We start from the raw sequence: 21,436 nt of genomic DNA on the forward strand, positions 1-21,436 counted from the left end.
TTATGGCATCCACCAGATTTTGCTGGTGAAGATGTCGATAGGACCTTGTGCCAGCAGGTTTTCCTTATTCTGTACCATTTCTGATACCGGGTAAGGACACCGGATAGGCATGATATTGCCCACCCTGGCCGGGTCGTAAGACAATGGGATTTCCGGGAACCTGCCGTTGCGGCGGTAGTCCACCCATGCTTCAAAAGGTTCAATACCGTTAAAGGCCATGTATTTCTGGAACATCAGCAGTTTGTACTTATCCGGTGCGGCGGCCCAGCTCACCTTTGGATTGGCAGCAGCTGTTTCTGCATTATACCAGGTATTGAAAGCATCATCCGACAGGGAAGGCACCGTGGTGTTGCCGCCTACATTGAGCCAGCGGAACGATTCCTTCACGGCGTTCTTATAGGCCGTTTCGGGATCACCGGGCAACCATCCGCGCTGAATGGCTTCCGCCTGAAGGAACATGCTTTCGATGCTGGTAATGATCCAGCAGGGCATATCATAGCCTTTTATGATACCGGTCGATAAAGGCGATACAGGTGTACGGAAAGTGCGTACGCCGCCTACCTGTGACACATATTCCGTACGGTTGTAAGGGTACTGTTGTTCATCTACCGGCAAACCGAATTTATTGCCCCTGTATTCCTGCGGACCAGGTTGTGTAAATGGTTCCACTGCATTGGCAGGTAACGGCACGCGGGCGGGTGAGTAAAAGAAACCGAGACGGGGATCATGGTTTTCTTTCAGCATATTCATGGCGGTTACGTTTGCGGAAGCCATCTGCCAGTTAGGTATTTGTTTATCCCCAGCCACAGTATAATAGCGGGGATATATATCATACTGTGAGTATTTCGCGTAATACTTGGAAGGCCGCTGGTCTGTAAAACCGGGGTTTATATCCGCATTTTCCCCACTGTTTAAAAAACCGGAACCCTGTGCTACGATCTTCGCAATTTCTCCTTTGATATAATCCTCCCGGCCGGGTTTGTTGGCCTGGTGTACCAGCAACCGTAGTTTGAGGGTATTGATAAACTTAAACCACTTTTGTTTATCGCCATGAAACATAATATCCGCAATGGAAATACGGATCGCTTTATCCTGTGGTGCTTCACGGATGAGTGTAACAGCCGAATCCAGCTGTTTCACCAGGTCTTCATAAATGAATTCCCCGGTGTCGTATTTAGGTTTCCGGATGCTGGTATTATTGGCCTCGCTATATGGCATGTTATTGCTGTTATCTACCGCGCGGCTCCATTGCAATGCCCTGATCACTTTGGCAATACCAATGTAATAAGGCTGGTCGTGTACCCTTGCATTTGCCTCCCAGAGCAGGATAGCCGGATCGGGAGAACTGGTGCCGAAAAACATATCATCCAGTTGATAATAAGTAAGTACGTTGGCTCCGGAAGAATATTCTGCAAATGTCCAGTAGCCCATCCATTGTGCTTCCGTTTCGTTATTCACACCCGACATGCTGTTGAACAACATATCCGGCAACATCAGATCCGGTGTGGCATTGTTTTCTGTAAGCTGCATCGGATTGTAGTTAATATCAATCCAGCCTTTTTTACACCCGGCGATGAAGATGGCAGCAGTTAAGAGGGCTCCCGTTAAAATATGATATCTTTTGCGCATCAGTTTAATTTTTTGTTGTTAGAAACTCACAGTAGTGATCACTCCATATTGTGCTACACCCGGAACGGTAGACACCCCGGAAGCTGATCCCGAAAGATTGTCGGGGATAGTACGATAGCCTCTGTCGCCCGGGCCTTTGATCAGTTGCGGATCACCTGATTTATTTGCTTTTGCATAGAAGTTGAACACATTTCTGCCGTATACACTTAAATTGAGTTTCTTGATGGTTTTTGTTTTAAAGAAGCGCTCGTAGCCAATCACTACTTCCCTTATTTTGAAGAAATCTGCTTTCGTCAGGTAATTCGCAGAAGCATTGGTAAAGTGGCTATATAATTCCTGGTTGGCGCTTTTCGTATATACGCTTGTGTTAGGCACATATTTACCGCTGCCATCATCATATGATGAATTGGGATAGATAAATGGCTTGCGGTCGTTGTACAAAGTGAGTGCGCTGAAGCCATATTGTACGTCATACTGCATCAGTTCAGAATAGTGCATAGCGCCGGTATTGAATTCTCCCAGCACTGCCAGCGTGAATCCTTTAAACGCAAAGTTCAGGTTCATTCCACCGGAATATTTGGGTAACGTGCGGCCGCCATAAATGGGGTTGTTCATATCCACATCCGGCATACCGGTTTCTTTATTCACAATCACCCTGCCTGCGGCATCTCTTTTTAAATCATATACCTGGTATTCAAATGCGCGCTCGCCGGTACGTGCCACTATACCATACATGCTGCCGTAATAAGGTGTTTTTAAAGGAAACAGTCCGTCATAGACGTCACTGATGGAGATAACCTTATTATCGTTCATGGCTATACGTACATCGGCACTGATAGAAAAGCCGCTTCTTGTTTTAATAACCGGATCAAATTTCAGATCCAGTTCCCAGCCATAATTGCGCATTATCCCGAGGTTATCCACGGTGCTGCCACCGCTTAACCACGGAATTTTCACTTTCATGATCACCCCGTTATTGCGCTGGGTATACCAGGTAAAATCGGCTGATACCCGGTTTTTCCACAAGCTCACACTGGCGCCATACTCCTGGCTGAGGATTTTCTCCGGCTTTAATAACGGGTTAGGATTACCTCCCAGGTATTCATAGGCAATGACCCCTTCGTCTGAGGTGCCGGGATAAGGAAAACTATTAGAATACGCCATCTGCAATGTCCGCTCCGACTGATATGGCTCAATATTCATATTGGCCGTGGTATTTACTGCTGCGCGTACCTGTAGGCGTGACAGCCAGGTATAATTTTTCAGGGAAGAAATTACTTCATTCAGGATCACAGAAGTATTACCTCCTATGTACAGGTCTTTGCCCCTGCCTGCTTTTGCACGCTTGGAATCCCAGTCGTTCCGCGCCATCAATTCCACAAATACTTTGTCTTTGTAACCAATACCGGAAGTACCGAAGAAGGAATAATTACGGGTCAGCAGTGATTCTTCACCGGCGCCTGTCGGATCGCGGGAAAAAGCCAGGTTGAATACCGGTATAATCGGATTACCGCTGCCACCTAGTTTCTTATAATAATTTTCCTTTACGGAGCTACCCAAAGTAGTCCGGAAATTAAAATCGCCGGCATGATTCAATGCTGTAATCAGCAGGTCGTTGTTAAGCGTAGTGTTAGAGCGGGTTTCTTCCGACAGCTGTGAGAGCCTGTCGCGGAAACGGTTATAGCCGCCGAACTGCTTTGCAAAATCAGAAAAATTCTGTGGCTGTGATGTCGATTTTTCGTAGAAGCCATCATATACAATACTCGGTTTATCCGTTACCGTTAACCAGGGCAATACTTTGCCTGTCAGGATCAAACCGGCTATCACCGCATTATCCGTACCTTTTTTCCTGCGGGCTGTTGCTGCCTGGTAAGGGCTCATCACATCGTTATCGTTCCAGTAGTGGTTGAGGTCTGACCACTTATCATTTTCATAATCCTTATAACTAAGGATAGGGATAAAAGTGGGTGTGCTCAGCATATCAGTGAACTCGGGGCCTTTATCGGTATTGGTGCGGGAGTAGTTCAGGTTCAACTGTACATTCAGTTTTCCCAGTTTACGGCCTGCGCTGAAGAAGAGGTTAACAGCATCCTGTTTGTCGCCCGGTACCATGCCTGTTGCGTTCACGGCGCTTAGCCCCAGGTAGAAATCGGAGATGGCATCTGATTGTGAGATAGACAGGTTGTTTTGTATAGTGTGGCTTACATTGAAAAAACGTCTTGCGTCTTTCTTATCCGAGTAGGTCACCATCTGGTAGTCGCCGTTTTCATCGGCTCTTCCTATTGGTACCAGCCGGCCATCGTAAGCGGGGCCCCAGCCGTTTTTATCCAGGCTGCTGTAAATACCGTTTCCTTTGTCGTCTACCAGTCCGCTGCCGTTACCGAAGCGTCGCTGTTTGCTTTTATCGTTCCGGAAATCGAGACGGGAAAAGCTTACGTTGTTACGAAAGTTGATAGCGGGTTTGCCTTTTTGTCCTTTTTTGGTGGTGATAACGATCACGCCATTCACCCCTTCCGGTCCGTACAAAGCCGTACCGTTGGCGCCTTTCAGCACGGTTACGTTTTCAATATCCGCAGGGTTGATGTTATTGATAAAGTCCATGATCATGGCGGCGGAGCCATTATCCGATCCAAAAGACAATGGCGTACCATTCAGGATAAACAGCGGCTGATTATTACTGGTGGTGCTAAAGGAGCGGATGCCGCGGATCAGTACCCGCATCTGTGGGTTCATGTCGGCACTCTGTACAGCAATATTTAACCCGGATACTTTACCGGCCAGCCCCTGGAGCAGGTTACCGGAATTGGCGCGGTTGATATCTGCCCCGCTCACTTTGGCTACGCTGTAACCCACTTCTTTAGAACTCTTTTCTATACCAAAAGCCGTTACTACGGTTTCATCCAGTTTGGATACCGCGGGATTCATCAGCACCGTGAGGGCAGGCTGATTAGGGATGATCTTTATTTCCTGTGTTTCATATTGCAAAGAAGTAATGACCAACACATTGCCGGGTTCTGCATTCAACGCGAAGTTGCCCTGTGCATCGGTAATAGCGCCCCTGTTCTTTCCTTTTATTTTTACAGATGCCGACGCAATGGGCTCTTTATTCACCGCATTCAGCACGGTTCCTCTCACTTCTATAAAAGCACTTACCACAAAAGGTAGTTTGCCTTCCAGTGGCGGTGGCTTTACCGCAAGTGTAATCACTTTATCGGTGATGGTATAATTCAGCGGCTGGTCTTTAAAAGCCGTTTCCAGGAAAGCCGCCAATGGCATCTCTTCCGCCGCTACCGTTACCGGTTTCGCTGTTTTCAGCAATTCGCTGTTGTAAAAAACTACATAGCCTGTTTGCTGCTCGATAGCAGTAAAAATTTTCTTCAGGGAAAGATCCTTTCCTGAAAGTGTGACACTTTGCGAAAAAGTTGATGCATGCACACTTAGAAAAGTAATGGTCATCAGTAAAAAGGTCAGCCTCATTACGAACAAGATTTTGGTAATGTAACGATGCCTCCACCATGACAGGTGGCCACAATAAGCATTTTTTTGCATAAATTGCATTTGGTTTGGTTGATAATAGATTCTCTTACGGAAAATTTAAAACGACTGAACTACTAACCGGAAGTGGGTCCAAGCACTTCCGGTTTTCGTTTTTTATGATTGGTTTATTTAGGTTGTATGATGAGCTTTCCTCCCGGCTCCAGCCTGAAGTGAATGCCGGCATCGGTCAATATTTTGAGCAATTGCGTCAGGCTTACATTCCGCACTATTTTTCCGCCAAACACCACATCCGGTACTTCCTGGTCGTACACTACCTCTATGTTATACCACCTGGCCAGTTGCCGCATTACCTCGCGCAGGTGTTGTCCTTCAAAATTAAACAGCCCGCTGCGCCACGCCATTACCGCGCTGGTATCCACCCCGTTCACCACCTCCGGCGTGTGCGTACCTGCCGCTAAAACAGCCTGCTGCCCTGGCTGCAATACCACCGCCTGCGCTGCGCTGAAGCGGATACGCCCTTCCAGCAAAGTGGAGCGGATGGCTGCTTCATCGGGGTAAGCGTTTATGTTAAAGTGAGTACCCAGTACATCAATATAGCTTTCCTGTTTGCTGATCTTTACCCGGAAGGGTTTGTGTGCGTCCTTCGCTACTTCAAAATAGGCTTCCCCGCTCACTTCCACCAGTCGTTCCCGGCCGGTAAAAGCGGTAGGATAGCTAAGTGAAGAGGCGGCGTTCAGCCATACTTTGGTGCCGTCGGGTAATACTACCTGGAACTGGCCACCGCGGGGCGTTGTGAGTACATTGATACCGGCGGCTTCCCCATTGGAGGAAGGTGCATAATTCAACTGGCCGTTTACCTGCTGGGCGGTGGCATTGCCCAGCTGTATCTGCCGTTTGGCAACGCTGTCGAGTGTGATTACGGAGCCGTCGGCCAGTTTCAATACGGCTTTGCTGCTGCCTGGCGCCACGTCGTATTTTGCTGCCAGCTGCTGTTTGCCGGCTTGCTGCTGCCATCGGAAAATACCGGTGCCAATGAGTAGCAGCAGGGATGCCGCTGCCGCCCACCAAATCAGGCGGCGTGGTGGTTTATCTGTTGCTTTTGATGGGATGGCTTGTATAATATGCGCGTACATTTCCGGCAGGGGCGCCTCCTGTCCGAATGCCGAGTGGTCGGTATCGGCAAGCGCCGCCAGCAAGCTTTCCAGCCTGGCAGTGTTGCGCTCATCCAGGAGCATCACCCGCCATTGCCGGAACTCTTCCGGTGTTATGGTATCGTCCGTATACTTGCGGAACAGTTCATCAAATTCCTTGTCGGCAGGTTGCATGCATTTAAATAATAATGGTTGATGTTGTTACTACCCTTCGCTACTATAGACGTAAATACATCCGGGGGGTAATGCATACTTTCTTAAAAAAAAGCAGAAAATAATGGCGTCAGGTACAAAAGAGCCACCAGTGCAATTTCCGGGAAGTTTTCTTCCAGGTATTTACGGATAATAGCCAATGCCCGTACTAAATGACTTTTGGAGGTAATGGGTGAAATATTCATGCGTTGTGCAATTTCCGTATGGGTTAATCCCTGGAAACGACTCAGCATAAAAGCGGTTTTTAATTGAGGGGAAAGTTGGTCTACCGCCTGTAAAATGGCTCCTTCCAGTTGTTTCAGCGCCAGTTGTTCTTCTACGGAAGGCGCTGTATCGGTAAAAAAGCTGGTCAGGTATTCTTCATTTTCCGGAGCCGCTACTTTTTTCCGCAGGTAATCCATCGCCATATTGCGGGTAATGGTGTTGAGCCAGGGTCTGAATTGCTGTACAGTAAGCAGGTGGTCTCTTTTCATCCATACTCTTACAAAAACTTCCTGGGTAAGGTCCTGTGCTATCTCCGGCGATTTCATCAGGCGCAGGGCAAGGCCGTACACATGCCTGGCATAATGTTCATAAAGTATACTGAATGCCTCCTGATCGGCGTTGGCTACCCGCTGGAGCAATTCCTTCTCATCTTCTAACTGGTGCATTCCATAAAAATCTAGGCGCGGAGAGATCGGTGTTTTGATTGATATCGTAAAAATAGAAAAAAAGCCGTCATTCGTTCTTCTTTTTATTTACAGATATCTTTTCTCAGCACTTCCCCGTCTTTCATGCCGCGTGTATTGAACTCAATAATTTCCACGCGTGTGCCACCAGGATAATGGAGGCGGATTTCATAGTCGGTATCTTTTTCCAGTGTCAGGGTAATTTCCCTGCCGGCTTCCCCGATAAAGCACCAGCCGATTTGCCGTTGTTTGTTATAGATGTAAATACATGCGGCTGCTAATGACGGGCACACGGTACCGGTGAATGGGATTACGAGTCCCGGTGGTAATTGGGTAAGCGTATAGGCGGAGGGTGTGGTAATGGAATAAATATCATCGCTTCCTTTACCGCCGGTGCGGTTGGAGGCGAAGTAGGTATCTCCGTTGGCGGCGGCTACAAAATAAAAATCGTCGCCCGCGGAATTGGTGGGATATCGAAGGTTTTCCGGTGTACTCCATTGGGCTTTACTACCGGAGGTATGGAAAATATCAAAGCCTCCCATGCCGGTCCATCCTTTACTGGAAAAGTACAGACTGCCATCGGGGGCTATGGTTGGAAACTCCTCTTCTTCCAAAGTATTAATACCCGGGCCGCAGTTTACCGGTGCGCTCCATTTGCCATCACCTTGTTTTTCGCTGTACCAGATATCTGTGGCTCCCTGTCCGCCGGGCATGTTGGCCGCAAAATAAAGGGTGTTGCCATCATTGCTGAGGGCGGCGTGTCCCAGGGAATATTCATCGGGTTTATTATACGGGAATGCCGTTAGTTCTCCCCATTTGCCATTTGCATCTTTTTGGGCGGAGAATAACTCCAGGCGGCGATAGCCGTACTTCACTTTATCTTCTTTTACAGCCGGGATGCGACGATCGGCGTTTGTCATGGTTACATAGGCCGTGCGGTAATCTTTGTCAAAAACGGCGGGGCCTACATGGTATTTCGACCAGTTAAATGCCGGGGAAAAATCTTTGATGTATACATTGCCGTAGTTGGCGGTATCTCCTATGTAGAGCCCCTGAAAATCAGTGCGGGTGCGGCCATATACATTCCTGTTAAAATGGCTGCCGTTTTCCAGCTGGTTACGGTATAGTGAGTCGGACACGAATACGATACCGCCGGGATAGTAAGTAGCGCCCCAGTCGGAGCCAATGGTGTTAAGCCGTTCCACATTGCGGATGGCAACAGGCGTGGGTGTTTGTATCCATTCCTGTGCAGCGTCGCAGCCGGCGATCCTGTTCTTTACCCGTTCCTGGTTACCGGTTTGTGCATATTGTGTGTAAGCAGCTTTTGCGTCGGCGTATTTACCTAAACTTTTGAGCATATCGCCGTAGTATAAACGGGCATCAGCAGGGGCATCGGGGCGGGCCAGCAATTTAGCGTACCAAGCGGCGGCCGCTGCATATTCATTGATATGCCGGTAGGATTCTGCCAGGCGTTCCAGCACAAGGGTTTTTGTTTTGTCCTTTCTCTTTGCAGCAATCCTTTCATACAGGGACGCCGCTTTTGCGTAGTCGTATTTGTTGTAGTAAACAGCAGCCTGTTGGTCCAGCGACAATTGTTCCTGTGCCTGTAAAAACTGTACCGATAAGATGAGTAGAATTATACCAGCATATTTTTTCATAGTGTGTATTTAAATGAATACCCTGCATTAGAAATATCTCGGACTGATCACCCTGGCTTTTTTGCCGGGGAATAAAAACCCGATGGATATTTCATGTGATCCGCTCTGGAAAGAAGACATTTTGCTAACGGTAAGATCGTACGCATATCCCAACCTGAACTGATTGGTGATATTAAACTGTACCAGTGCGCTGGCGGCATCCAGTTGTTCCAGGTTTTTATCCAGCGCGGGTTTACTCCAGATCTTCACCCCGGTGCGGTAAGAGCCGCCAACCCAAAGGCGGTCGGCTATAAAGAATAAAGCGGTGAGGTCTACATTGGTGGGTCCTTTAAAGTCTTCTTTTACCAGGATAGATGGCTTGAACTTTATGCTTTCAGACAAGTCGAACATCATGCCGGCGTTTACATACAGGTGTTGTGTTTTACGGATGGTTTTATACTGGTATCCTTTCCAGTAATACCGGGAGGCATCTGTATAAAGGGAAAAGAGATCCATTACAGAGGCGCCTACGTAAAATTTCGAGGTAAAGTAATAGATCCCGAACCGTGCATCGGGTACCCAGGTAGATGCCCTGCCCATAGGAATTGTAGGATCATTATCATCGTTGTACACAAGCGCGTTGCCGTCGATGGCATATTGCGTAACCCCGGCTCCTACTCCCAGGCATAAACGCTTATCGCCGTCCTCATTCAGCGGGATACGGTAGGAGTACATTCCATAAATGGAGGTAGCGTCCTGGGGGCCCAGTTTATCATACATTACCTGCAGCCCCAATCCCACGCGGTTATCGCGGGAGGCGTTCAGGGCGCCATCTACAGATACGCCGCCGGTTTGAGGACCACCGGGGAAATTAACCCATTGTTTTCTGTAAATGGCATTGGCAAACAGCTCTTCTTTGTAACCTGCGTAGGCCGGGTTCACGCTCAACATGTTAAAAACATATTGGCTGAACTGTAAGTTTTGCTGTGCCTGTATTGCTACCGGCTTATACAGCAGCCCGGAAAACGCTAACAACAGCATTAACTTTGATTTCATGTTTATGCTCATACGAGATCCTTTAAGATGTCAATAAGTAATGATTACCGAAGTAATTTGACTTCCCCGTTAAATCCCTGTCAGTTTGTGCTGTACATCATTTCAGTATGTAGAAGTAAATACTTTTATTGAGGTGTTATCACGAAACAATCGTTTTACCATTTCCGTCCGGGGTACAATAAACTCCATGATCTTATTCACATTGCGTGGTGGTAGCAGGATACAGTGCCGCATAAAGGATATGTCAATGTTATAACCGGACAGACAAAAAGGGGTTGCACGTGCGACGGGCACGTTTTTTCCCATAGAATATGAGCTACAAATCAGTTTTTGAAGACGGTCGTGAAGGATACCTTTCCTTATCTACATACATCAATAGCAACCAGAAGGGTATCTCCCAGCCTTTATCAACAATAAAAATGGTAAAAGGTTTACTAAATTTTATCATTTGCAGCAGAATAACATATGTGACAACATAGGAATCCTATCTACATGGGGTTACAGCAGGTACAACAGCATCGCTGTAATAGCGCCAAACAAGGTATTGCCGAAATTCACCGTATCATTACCGATGATGTGTTTGCGTTCCAGTGTGGCGCCCAGCAGGGAGTCTGCCAGGTTACCGGCAATACCGGCAATGGCCACAAACCATACGGTTTCGTCCATACCAAAACAGATACCGTAAAGTAAAGCGAGGATGCCGGCGCCCGCAGCACCCAGCAGGGTGCCTTCCAGGCTGACTACCCCATCCAGGCCCCTGGCCTCTTTTTTAAAGGTGAGGATATTATAAAAGTTGCGGCCGTATACCATGCCCAGTTCGGACGACAGCGTATCGGCAGTAGCCGCAGCCAGGCTGGCGGCCAGCATCATCTGGTACATATCGTCGATGTCAGGGCTTATGAGCGCCAGCAACGCCATGATAGCGGCTGCTCCGCCATTGGCAAATACCTGACCAGCCGTGCGCTGTTCGGGATGGTTTTCTCCCGGAAAAATTTTCAGGTGCTTCTTATGCGAAGTGGCGGTTATGCCCATGATAAAAAATGCGCCGAGCAAAAACAGTCCGCCGTAGCCGGTTCCGGCGGCTACCAGCAGGGCTACTGCCGCTGCCATCACGCCACCGCCCGGAGTGAGCTTACGTTTTTTTACACACAGTACCGCAATGGCAATAATTGCCACCAGTATAATAATCAGTTCGAAGAAAGAAGATAGTTGCATAACAAGCCGCAAAACTATACAAATATCCCGTTCCTGATTTTTTAAATGTAAAGGGCGGTCTTTTCTTTTATAAAGGCATGATGTGCGCTCCAGCTATCCCATACTGCCTGTGCCCATTTTTTCATAGCGGCGTATAGTTCCTCTTCCGTGGTGGCTTTGAGTACATCCTGTACGGTGAGGGCGCCGGTGGTGGCGGGCGGTTCCAGCTTCTCCCAGGATTGTTTGGGGATAATGCTGTGCACATGCTGTACCTGCCGCCCGGTATAATTCTTTTCCAGTGCAAGATACAACCCTATCAGCGCGTAGGCGGTGATGATGTTCCGGCTCACGCCACCGGCATGCTGGGCGCCGTAGGCATCTACCGACAGCTGATGATGGAAATCCGGATGTTTAAAAGCAAAGGTACGGTCGGCGAGCTGATTGAAGAGGTCCAGGCATTCACCGGATGCATTATATCTTTCGGAGGGGGCTAATTGCTGGTATGCAAGATGTAGTTTACAGCCCGGGCAAATGATGTTGTTTTCTGTCATGTGCTGCTGAAATTAAATGCTGGTGTAAATACTAAAAATAAGGATTTTACACCAGCATTCTTTCAGCGGTTGTTATTTCGCATACCAATCGCGCAGTCTTACTTCAATTCCTTTATTACCTGCGTCTACCAGGCTTTTGAACTTATTTACATCGGCGAGTCCGCCTTTACCGCGGTAATGATAAGGGTATACTATTTTTGGAGCAAAGGCCAGTACGGCATCTGCTGCTTCCGTTACATCCATTGTATATGGCAGGTTCATGCAAACAAAGGCTACATCAATATTTTTCAGCGCCCTCATTTCCGGAATGCCCTGGGTATCGCCGGAGATATAGACGGACTTACCCCCTACCTTCAGCACATATCCATTACCCCTGCCTTTGGTATGCATAGCGGTGGCGCTTTCCGGCAGGTTGTACATGGGAATGGCGTTGATGGAAATTCCTTCCACAGTTTTGGATTCGCCGTTTTTCAGGGTGATGACCTGGCTGGCAGGTATGCCTTCCAGTTTCGCTGTTACCACAGCCGGGGCAACAATAATTGTATGGGCTGTTTTAACAGCATTGATGGTAGCCGGATCAAAGTGATCGCCATGAATATCGGTTACCAGGATGATATCCGGCGCTGCCAGTCCTTTATGTGGCTCCGCTCCGCCGGCAGGGTCCACATAAATGGTTTTGCCTGCCACCGACAACAGGAGGTCGGCGTGGTTAATGGGCTGGATAGTAAGATTGCCTTTGGAGGTGGAGATCACATCCGGTGTAACTCTCTGCGCAATGGCATTGCCTGTGGCCAAAAGTACCAGGAGGGCAAGGAAACAGTTTCTCATAATTGCTGATTAATGTGATCGTAAAGTTAAACAATTCCGGCGCTGCTTCTTCTTAAAAATACTACTTTCGTGCTCTTTGCAAAGCACTTAAACAGATGGGATTCCGGCTTATATTTCTTTTACTGGTTATTTTCTCGCCCCGCTTACAGGCACAATCGGACAGCAGCCTGCCCGTTGTAACAGACAGCAGCCGTCCGGCTATTAAAGCCAGCGACACCTTAATACGGTACCGCATAAACGGCGTTTACCTGGGCAGTATCTGGCGGGACCTGAAATATACGGTGGCCCGGCCCGCCCACTGGGAGAAAAGAGATTACATCCGGCTGGGTGTGATAACCGGGGTAACCGGTATCCTGCTGGGAGGGGATTATGGCGTGAAACAGTTTTTTGTGCGTCACCAGTCAAATTTTGTTACCAGCGTAACAGACCAGATAGAACCCTTTGGCAATGCCTATTCCCCGTATCTTGTAGCCGGCATGTATGTGGTGGGCGTGATTGCAAAAGACCGCAACCTGGAACACGGCGGACTCATGGCTGCCAAATCGCTCATCATTTCCACCGCCATTTACGCTACCATTAAGAGTATTGTGAGACGCGGACGCCCTACCTATTACGACTCCCCGTTTAGCTTTAATGCTCCCTTCAGCAAAGATAAACAGCATACTTCTTTCCCATCGGGACATAGTCTCACCGTGATGACAGTAGCCACCGCTTTCGCGGAGCTGTATGGAAAAGATCATCCGTGGGTGCCGTGGGTATCCTATGGCATTGCCGGCCTCACCGGCGCCACCCGCCTGTATGAAAACCGGCACTGGAGCAGCGATGTGTGGGTAGGTCTGGCCCTGGGACACTTTGTAACCAAAAGCGTTTTCCGGCATCACCGGGAACTGGAGCATAAAAAAGCCATGCAACTCATGATGGCGCCCTGATCTGAAACCTGCAGGAATTAGAAATAAATAGCTAATTTAGCAGCGCCTATAACGCTATGTCATATATGAGTATTCCCTGCTTCCGGCTCTCTGCGCGGATTTGTATTGTTTGCATTGCCTGTTTTATTTATTTCACCCCTACTGTGAGCGCACAGTTAAACGTATTCAGTCCCGCGAGCCCGGACGAACACCTGCTAACCAGCCTGGAACAACAGTTTGAAGCCGGTTACAAAGCCAGGCTGGCTGCTTTCCCATCCAAATACAAAAAAGAATTCCAGGCTATTTACGATCAGCGCTGGGAAAATATCAAGTCCAAATTCGACGAAAAAGAAATCTATACGGCCACCGGTGCCAAACAATATCTTGATAAGTTATTACAGGAAATTGTGCAGGCAAACCCGTTACTACAACATCAAAAAATATACTGCTACTTTTCAAGATCGGCCGTTCCCAATGCCAGCTATATCGGCGAAGGCATTATCCTGTTTAACATGGGCCTGTTTAAGCAACTGGAAAATGAGAGCCAGGCAGCTTTTGTATTGTGTCATGAACTGGCGCATTACTACCTGCAGCATAGTGAAAACGGCATTGCCCGTTATGTAAATACCATGAACGGGAAAGATATGCAGCAGGAGCTGCGCAAGATCAAAGCCACGGAATACGGCAAGCGGGAGCAACTGGAAAAACTGATCAGGGGCGTTACATTTAACAGCCGCCGGCACAGCCGGGACCATGAATCGCAGGCTGATTCTATGGGGCTGGTATTCCTGCAACACACCCGCTTCAGCGTGAATGGCGCGTTAACTGTAATGGCCCTGCTGGATACGGTAGACATAGATACCATGAATACCGCCGCCAGGTTACAACAACTATTCAACGCCAAAGCATATCCCTTCCGCAAAAGGTGGACAGCCAAACGCGAAGGGCTACTCGGCGGACATGCACAGCTGGAAAAAGACCAGGAGATGGAAGATTCTCTCAAAACACATCCTGATTGCAAACAACGCATAAAGCTACTGGAAGCAATGGCAGGCGCCGGTCAAAGGAACAATACCGCGCTGAATATTATTGACAAAGCCACCTTTGATTCCCTGCGGCATGCTTTTAAATATGAAGTGATCAGTTATGCATTTGAAAACGACCAGTATTCGAGGAGCTTATATTATGCGATTTCCCTGTTACAGGAATATCCCGATGATCCTTTCCTGGTAACACATATCGGGAAAGTATTGAACAGTTGTTATGATGCACAGAAGGCGCATACGCTGGGGAAGCTCACCGACCTGCCATCACCGGTTTACACCGATAATTACAATGTGCTGCTGCAGATGATCCAAAACCTGCACCTGGATGAATTCCCGGCCATCAGCTTTTATTACCTGGAAGCATATCAGCCGAAACTGAATACCTATACCGCTTTTATGCGGGAGTTTAATAAATCGCGTCAGTTAATCCAATAATAAAAATTAACGCCCTAATACCTAAACATCATGTACAAAAAAATGTTCGCAGTAGTACTGCTCTTTCTCTCTGGCTGGTCTGCATTGAAGGCGCAGGGTAAGTTATCTATCGACAATGTGTATTCCGCTTATTTGCGTAACAGCGGTACCATTATGGAGAAGCAACAGATCAAAGGATACTTCTTTTTTTATCTGAGTGATAAAGTAGATAGAAAAACCAATGAGTATACTTTACAGATCCTGGACGAGAATCTCAATAAAGTAAAAGATATTAAGTTCGAGGATAACAAAAACGTGAATCTCCTGGAAGCCGCATACAATGGTAACAGTCTCTCTTTTCTTTTCCAGGATGAAAAGGAAAGAAAACTCACAATGAAGATATATTCTATGGAAGGTAAGCTGCTCCGTACCTATATCAATGAATACAGCCGTAAAACAGAGGAGTTCATGAAGATGTACAACAAAGACCGTGCAGACAATGAAGCTACCAACCAGCACGTATTTGATGTGGGAGAAAAAGGGTTTGTATCTGTAATGCCGGTGAAAGACGGAAAAGATTATACCTATGAAATGGATTTTTACGGATCCCAGAAAAAAGCTTACTGGAAGTACATCCCGGATGACAAAAACCGGTTTGCCGTGGCAGAATACCTGGGTAATACCGATAGTCTTATTATCCTGCAGGTACTGAGCAGAAGACGCCTGCTCAGCAATGCCATGAAACCACACCTGGTAGGTATCAACTTTATTACTAAAAAAGTGGCATTTGATCTTGAGGGAGATGAAGATGAAGACGAATACCGCATACTCCCTACCAGCATCAAACGTAAAAGCGATGGCACCTTCCTGGTAATGGGTCCTTATTGCGATAAGGATGCGAACCCGGTAAAGTCCGCCAGCAAAGGGCTTGCTGTTTATGAAATGAATACAGCTGGGAAAATTCTCTCCAGAAAATACAACAGCTGGGAAACTGATTTTGCCAAATACCTTCACACTTCCGGCAAAGGAAAAATAGATGAAATAGGTTATCTCTGTATTCATAACCTCATTCTCACAGCAGATGGCAAACTAACGGTAGTAGGCGAAGGCTATAAAAGGCAGGTTAGCGCCGGCGGTACAGCCCTGAAGGCATTAAGCATTGCAGCGGGAGGAGTTGATGCATTTAATGCTACAAAAATCACCATCACCGATATGGTGGTCATGACATTTGATGAACATTTTAATGTAACCGGCGCCCAGATATTTAATAAAACGAATAACGCCGCCGCTACCCCACCAGGTATAGATTATGTAAGTCAGCATATGATTGCACTGGCGCTCAAAAGCACTGGCGCTTTTGATTATGATTTTACTACCAGTGATGAAGATAACGAAACGTTCTCCATCTGTTACAGTGATTATGAAAGAACCGGTGATTACAAGGGCCAAACTTTCAATACCATCCACTATAACGGCAGTAAATTCACAAAGGATAAGATCAAGTTAAAATCCAACGCCAGCAAGCTGAAAATATTCCCCGCAAAGCCCGGCTCTGTAATGATCCTGGAATATTTTAAGAAAGAAAAACGTATTGATGTGCACCTGGAAAAGATCAGTTAACAATACATTCATCTTAATGAAAAAGCAGCGAAGGTTTCTTCGCTGCTTTTTCATTATAGCAAGACCAGCTCTGCTGAATTGTTTGGCAAATACCCGCACCTGTTTTATCTTCCCTTAAATTTTTAATTTGCATGAAAAAGATTGTAGCAGCTCTCCTATCAGTATTTGCTTACAGCGTTTGTTTTTCCCAGGAAGATGGAACATGGGTTGAGCCCAGCAAAGAAAGCCAGGCTTATCACGAATACCGCCTGAAAATAAGCAGACCTCCGGATGGATTGGGAAAAGTACTGGCCCTGATTGCCAAAACCGGTGATGATGAAGACGAGAACACCTCTTTGCCTCCCAAAAAAGAATACATGGCTTTATCTATGCGGGAAAAGCTTACTTATCACCTGCTCCATGGAGAATCGTATAGCCAGAACTGTGATGCCATGCCACCGGTTCCGGATGAGCATAAAAAGATTTTCGCACAATTGCCGGACGCCTTCGGGGAATACAGCTGGAGCCAGCGTCAGCAGAATTTCATGAAGGCTAACCGCGACTCCGTCATTGCGTTAATGAGCGCTTCCATCCAGCGTAGTAACCGGGTTGGCGTTAACTATAAAAAGGCGATCATCGACATCAATGGCCGGGAAATGATTCCTTTGCTGATCAGCACCTATAACAGGGATCATAAGGATCATGATATCCTCACCCTGCTGATGATATTAATGAAGAATAATGAGTATGCGCCCTTCCTCTCCTCTGCTTCCTACAAAAAGCTGTACGCCGATGAAGGAACCAGTTACCAGGCATTCTTAAATTTCAATACCGCCAATGAAGCGTTGATCATTGAACGGGCTACTGCATTTTACAATGGGCTTCCTAAAAAAGGTTAGTATTGGGTTGCTGGTGCTGAGTGGCTATGCCAGCTCCGCGCAAACGCCGGGCGGATACGTATTGGTACCCGCCGGCACCTACCGCATAGGTGGGCCACAACATACGCTTAACCCGGAAAGACAAGCGAGGGTAGATAGTTTTAATATAGCCGTATATGAAACCACTAACCGGCAGTTTGCCGCGTTTGTGGCGGCCACCGGTTATGTAACCGATGCAGAGCAACGACACGATGCGCTGGTATTTGTACCGGGATTGCGGGAGTTTGAATGGAACAATGATTCTACCGCCTGCTGGCGTTTCCCCAATGGGGTGAGTGCCGGTGGCATTGAAAACAAAATGGAGCACCCGGTTACCTGTATCAGCTATAAAGACGCGCAGGCTTATTGCCACTGGGCAGGCGTAAGACTTCCAACGCTGGAAGAATGGGAAATTGCTTCGCGTGCCGGCGCCCGCACCACTTATTTTTTTGGAGATAAAAAAGCGCTCATCGGCCGCTATGCCAATATCTGGCATGGGAAAGACCACCTGCAGGCGGATAGTTCAGACGGATATATGTATACAGCGCCTGTTGGCAGCTTTCAACCCAATGCCTGGGGGTTGTATGATATGTATGGCAACGTTTTTGAATTCTGTTCCGGTCATATAAAGCCCGGTGAAAGCCCAACCTTGGCTCATGCCCGCGGCGGCTCATGGTGGTGCAGCCAGCGCTCCTGCTCCTTCTTCAACTCCGTGGATATTGGGCGTGTTCACCAGCGGGCTTCTTTCAGCAACCAGGGTTTCCGGACGGTAAAATAATTATGGCCTCACTTCTACCGGCAGGTCTGTTTTGATAGCTTTGGCCGTCATGCTTTGCAGCAACACTGCCGGTTTAAAAGGCACCCTCCACTCATTTCTATTCAGCTTTACGTCTTCGCAGCCGGTGAGCCGGAACGCAGGCCGTGGTGCGCCCTGTGGCAAATAGTCTTTCATCCAGGAAATACGGTTACGGGTAAACGATAAGTTGCCTGTGCTGCGGGCTGTTAACACCGGGTAATCGTAGATCCTGAATTCATTATCTTCTATGCGGATGTTATGATGCACCATATAGCCTTTCAACAGCTGGTGGTTTTCCGGTGCTATGGCAATCACATAATTATTATCGGGCGCCAGGTTATACCCGCAGCCTTCGAAGGTATTACCGGTGATCAGCACATCCTGTACCGGGCCGGATTCAAACCAGCTGGCGGCATCATCGGCAATGAGGATGGCGTGCATACCTGTTCTGTAAAACCGGTTATGTTCTATCACTACTTTTTTACGGGTGGTTACCAGCAGTCCTCTTGTATTCACGGCTTCAAACAGGCAATTCCGTATCGTCAGCAACGGTGTCCAGGTGATGTTTTCGAGGCAGTCGCCGGCAACAATCCCTTCCGGCAGATCCGTGCTGAGCGTCACTTCCATTTCCCTTTCGCTGAGCATGCGCGCGGCGGCGATCCGTCCGTTTGCATATCCCTGTAACGTGGCAGCATGTACGAAACTGATACTGTCGCCCGCAAAGAAAGCCTGGAACCCATATGTCTGATGATGCATAAACCGCAGTTTCAATACCCGTGGCGCCACTTTCTCCGTAATTACCAGGTGAGTGCCGTGTACATTCACCGGGTCGTCGTGCAGGCCCTTGAAATGCGAATCTGTAATGGTGATGTTTCCTTTGCAGCCGGAGAAGTGCATACCATCTGCAAAAGCGGCCATTACGCGACCACTCTTTTCACCGGGCATGATCTGTATATGGCTGTAGTGAAGATCTTCGGAGAACTGGGATACAATGCCGAGGCCATGCATGTAACGCATGTTGATATGCTCCAGCTGTACATTGCGGCAATGCTGAATAAAGGCGCCTACCTGGTCGCGGATGCCATCCCTTACCGTAAGCACGTTGCCCGGCCCGCCTTTGAAGCCGGAGAAATCGCCGGTAAACTGTACGGTATTGGGAGCAATAGTGGTGGCCGTACTTTTTTGAAATGGCGCCCAGGAGGAATAAGTGTATACACCTTTGGCGGTATCTGCCAGCACTGCATGGAATATTTTCATGCCCCATTTGGGACCATACCATTCGAGGCGCTGATCAATAATAGCATACTTTGATGCGGGGTATACAGCCGCAACAACCATTTGCGGCGTAACCGTTTTCAGCGTCATTTCCGACATGGAAGGGCGTTCCATATCCACGGTCACATGGCGCATGGTGATGTTCTCACACTGGTCAAAAACCCAGGTGGTCATCTTTCCATGAAAAACAAACTCCGCTCCATTCCCTTCAATGGTAAGGTCTTTGAAGTTTTCAAAAAACAACCCGATGGTTTTTGTTTTCTCCGGCACTTCTGTTTCGCTGGAAGTGTTGGAAATAAAATACACTTTCTTCACGGCGCTGTCGGGGTAAAAATCATAACGGCCGGGCGCAAACTCCAATATGGCGCCGGGTTTGTTCTTACACGCTGCAATTGCCTGCTGTACCCGCGTAGTGGCATCTGTGAAGGTATTGGGTGCAAGACCAAAACTATTTACGTGTATCCGTTCCTGTGCGGCAGCGGTGAAAGTAAAAACGATTCCTGTGCAGGTAAATATCTTTCTGAAAATATTCATTTGCTGATGATGATAAAAATTCTTTACGTGGAATGATGATGATACTGTTTTGCCGCAAACGCATACTATTTTAAAGCCATTTTCTGCGCTGCTGCAAGCAAGAGGAAAGCTACTAAATATGCCGGTTATGAGGTAAATAATTTTCTGCTGCGCCAAACAAAAGTAGCGGAAAGGTGTTCATAAGGGAAAGGCATAATTATGAAAAAAGTATTGCTGTTTCTTTACTGCCTGCTTCCTTTGCTGATAAATGCACAGCAACAGGTGTTAATTAACAATGTGCAGCTGTTCAACGGGAAGGACAATAAAACCGAAACCGTTAATGTACTGATCACCGGCAATGTGATCACCCGCATTTCTAAAGACCCGGTTGCTACCAATAAAAGCATGATGGTGACCATCATCGACGGGCAACAGCGGTTCCTGATGCCGGGCATGATAGATGCCCACTGGCACAGCTTCATGTGCGCCAATACCATGACGGATATGATGATGGGCGAACAGAGCTTCCTGTTTATCCGGGCGGCCAGAGAATCGGAACAAACCCTGCTGAGAGGCTTTACCGCTGTAAGGGATCTGGCCGGGCCGGTATTTGGCATTAAGCGCGCTATTGACCAGGGTCTGCAGCCTGGTCCCCGGATTTATGCCAGCGGCGCCATGATTTCCCAGACTGCGGGACATGGCGATTTCCGTTTACCTACAGATCCTCCCCGTATGTCGGCCCGGGAAATATCCAGGCCGGAAGCGCTGGGCGTAGGCATTATTGCCGACGGCAGTGATGAAGTGCTGGTAGCCACCCGTGAACAGCTGCGGCATGGCGCAGCGCAAATAAAACTCGCAGCAGGCGGCGGAGTTGCCTCTCTTTATGATCCGCTGGAAGCGACCCAGTATTCCGTGGAGGAAATGAAAGCGGCGGTGCAGGCGGCGGCCGACTGGGGCACCTATGTTACCGTGCACGCCTATACGACAGCAGCCATTAAGCGGGCCGTTGCTGCCGGTGTGAAGTGTATTGACCACGGGCACCTGATGGATGAAGAATGTGTGAAACTCCTGGCCGATAAAGGCATCTGGCTCAGCATGCAGCCGTTTGGTGGTCCCAACAGCAATACCTACAGCGATCCCAAACAGGCGGCAGACAGCAAAATGGTAGGAGAAGGTACGGATCACATCTACCAGTGGGCAAAAAAATATAAAGTAAAGCTGGCCTGGGGAACAGACATGCTTTTTAACCCTGCGGCAACAAAAAACCAGAACCAGCAGGTAATCCGCATGAAAAACTGGTTCAGCAATTTCGAAATCCTTAAAATGATCACCAGTGATAATGCACAACTGCTGGCATTGTCCGGTCCGCGGAATCCTTACCCCGGTACGCTTGGCGTACTGGAAGAAGGTGCGCTGGCAGATATGTTGCTGGTAGACGGCGACGTATTGAAAAACCTGGAGCTATTGGGCGATCCGGAGAAAAACCTCCTGCTTATCATTAAAGACGGGAAAATATTTAAGAACACCATTCCCCGTCCATGAT

General features: G+C 47.9%; 16 protein-coding genes. 6 read left to right on the top strand and 10 right to left on the bottom strand.

From position 1 onward, the window contains the following. The 9 genes from B5Z18_RS13920 to B5Z18_RS13960 all read right to left on the bottom strand — a co-directional run bounded on the left by B5Z18_RS13920 (position 1) and on the right by B5Z18_RS13960 (position 12,425). A complete protein-coding gene (locus B5Z18_RS13920; RefSeq protein ID WP_079470103.1) occupies positions 1–1,629 on the bottom strand; it encodes a SusD/RagB family nutrient-binding outer membrane lipoprotein in 1,629 nt (542 codons plus the stop codon). An 18-nt stretch (positions 1,630–1,647) separates the two neighbouring features. Continuing rightward, positions 1,648–5,106: a SusC/RagA family TonB-linked outer membrane protein gene (locus B5Z18_RS13925; RefSeq protein WP_159454299.1), complete on the bottom strand. Its 3,459-nt coding sequence runs from the start codon at positions 5,104–5,106 to the stop codon at positions 1,648–1,650. Between the two features lie 185 nt (positions 5,107–5,291). Then, positions 5,292–6,452: a FecR family protein gene (locus B5Z18_RS13930; protein WP_079470105.1), complete on the bottom strand. Its 1,161-nt coding sequence runs from the start codon at positions 6,450–6,452 to the stop codon at positions 5,292–5,294. Positions 6,453–6,535: 83 nt separating this feature from the next. Continuing rightward, positions 6,536–7,141: an RNA polymerase sigma factor gene (locus B5Z18_RS13935; protein WP_079470106.1), complete on the bottom strand. Its 606-nt coding sequence runs from the start codon at positions 7,139–7,141 to the stop codon at positions 6,536–6,538. 83 nt (positions 7,142–7,224) lie between these two features. Next, entirely contained in the window at positions 7,225–8,817 is a 1,593-nt protein-coding gene (locus B5Z18_RS13940; protein WP_079470107.1) for a TolB-like translocation protein, read from the bottom strand. A 27-nt stretch (positions 8,818–8,844) separates the two neighbouring features. Next, positions 8,845–9,852 carry a PorP/SprF family type IX secretion system membrane protein gene (locus tag B5Z18_RS13945; protein ID WP_159454300.1) on the bottom strand — a complete coding sequence of 336 codons (1,008 nt, stop codon included), beginning with the start codon at positions 9,850–9,852 and terminating at the stop codon, positions 8,845–8,847. 498 nt (positions 9,853–10,350) lie between these two features. Further along, a complete protein-coding gene (locus B5Z18_RS13950) occupies positions 10,351–11,067 on the bottom strand; it encodes a DUF92 domain-containing protein (RefSeq protein WP_079470962.1) in 717 nt (238 codons plus the stop codon). A gap of 41 nt (positions 11,068–11,108) precedes the next feature. Further along, complete coding sequence (locus B5Z18_RS13955) at positions 11,109–11,597, bottom strand: DUF5946 family protein (protein ID WP_079470109.1); 489 nt, start codon at positions 11,595–11,597, stop codon at positions 11,109–11,111. A gap of 72 nt (positions 11,598–11,669) precedes the next feature. Beyond that, positions 11,670–12,425, bottom strand: a complete 756-nt coding sequence (locus B5Z18_RS13960; protein WP_079470110.1) for an MBL fold metallo-hydrolase — start codon at positions 12,423–12,425, stop codon at positions 11,670–11,672. A 95-nt stretch (positions 12,426–12,520) separates the two neighbouring features. Here B5Z18_RS13960 and B5Z18_RS13965 point away from each other — a divergent pair, with 95 nt between their 5' ends. The 5 genes from B5Z18_RS13965 to B5Z18_RS13985 all read left to right on the top strand — a co-directional run bounded on the left by B5Z18_RS13965 (position 12,521) and on the right by B5Z18_RS13985 (position 18,087). Continuing rightward, on the top strand, positions 12,521–13,354 hold the full coding sequence (locus B5Z18_RS13965) for a phosphatase PAP2 family protein (RefSeq protein WP_079470111.1): 834 nt from the start codon (positions 12,521–12,523) through the stop codon (positions 13,352–13,354). A 65-nt stretch (positions 13,355–13,419) separates the two neighbouring features. After that, complete coding sequence (locus tag B5Z18_RS13970; protein WP_159454301.1) at positions 13,420–14,814, top strand: M48 family metallopeptidase; 1,395 nt, start codon at positions 13,420–13,422, stop codon at positions 14,812–14,814. Between the two features lie 42 nt (positions 14,815–14,856). Then, the gene (locus B5Z18_RS13975; RefSeq protein ID WP_159454302.1) at positions 14,857–16,413 is read left to right on the top strand and encodes a DUF6770 family protein; all 1,557 of its coding nucleotides are present in this window, start codon (positions 14,857–14,859) and stop codon (positions 16,411–16,413) included. Between the two features lie 131 nt (positions 16,414–16,544). Then, a complete protein-coding gene (locus B5Z18_RS13980; RefSeq protein ID WP_079470114.1) occupies positions 16,545–17,291 on the top strand; it encodes a hypothetical protein in 747 nt (248 codons plus the stop codon). Further along, positions 17,269–18,087 (top strand): SUMF1/EgtB/PvdO family nonheme iron enzyme, encoded by an 819-nt coding sequence (locus B5Z18_RS13985; RefSeq protein WP_079470115.1) that lies wholly within the window; start codon positions 17,269–17,271, stop codon positions 18,085–18,087. Before B5Z18_RS13980 ends, B5Z18_RS13985 begins: the two co-directional genes overlap by 23 nt. Here the strand turns inward: B5Z18_RS13985 and B5Z18_RS13990 are convergent, their stop codons facing one another. Continuing rightward, positions 18,088–19,914: a right-handed parallel beta-helix repeat-containing protein gene (locus B5Z18_RS13990; protein ID WP_079470116.1), complete on the bottom strand. Its 1,827-nt coding sequence runs from the start codon at positions 19,912–19,914 to the stop codon at positions 18,088–18,090. It lies immediately after the preceding gene. A 198-nt stretch (positions 19,915–20,112) separates the two neighbouring features. Here B5Z18_RS13990 and B5Z18_RS13995 point away from each other — a divergent pair, with 198 nt between their 5' ends. Then, a complete protein-coding gene (locus tag B5Z18_RS13995; RefSeq protein WP_079470117.1) occupies positions 20,113–21,435 on the top strand; it encodes a metal-dependent hydrolase family protein in 1,323 nt (440 codons plus the stop codon). The last annotated feature ends 1 nt before the right edge of the window (position 21,436 follow it).

This window comes from Chitinophaga ginsengisegetis (assembly GCF_900168065.1).
GTDB lineage: Bacteria > Bacteroidota > Bacteroidia > Chitinophagales > Chitinophagaceae > Chitinophaga > Chitinophaga ginsengisegetis.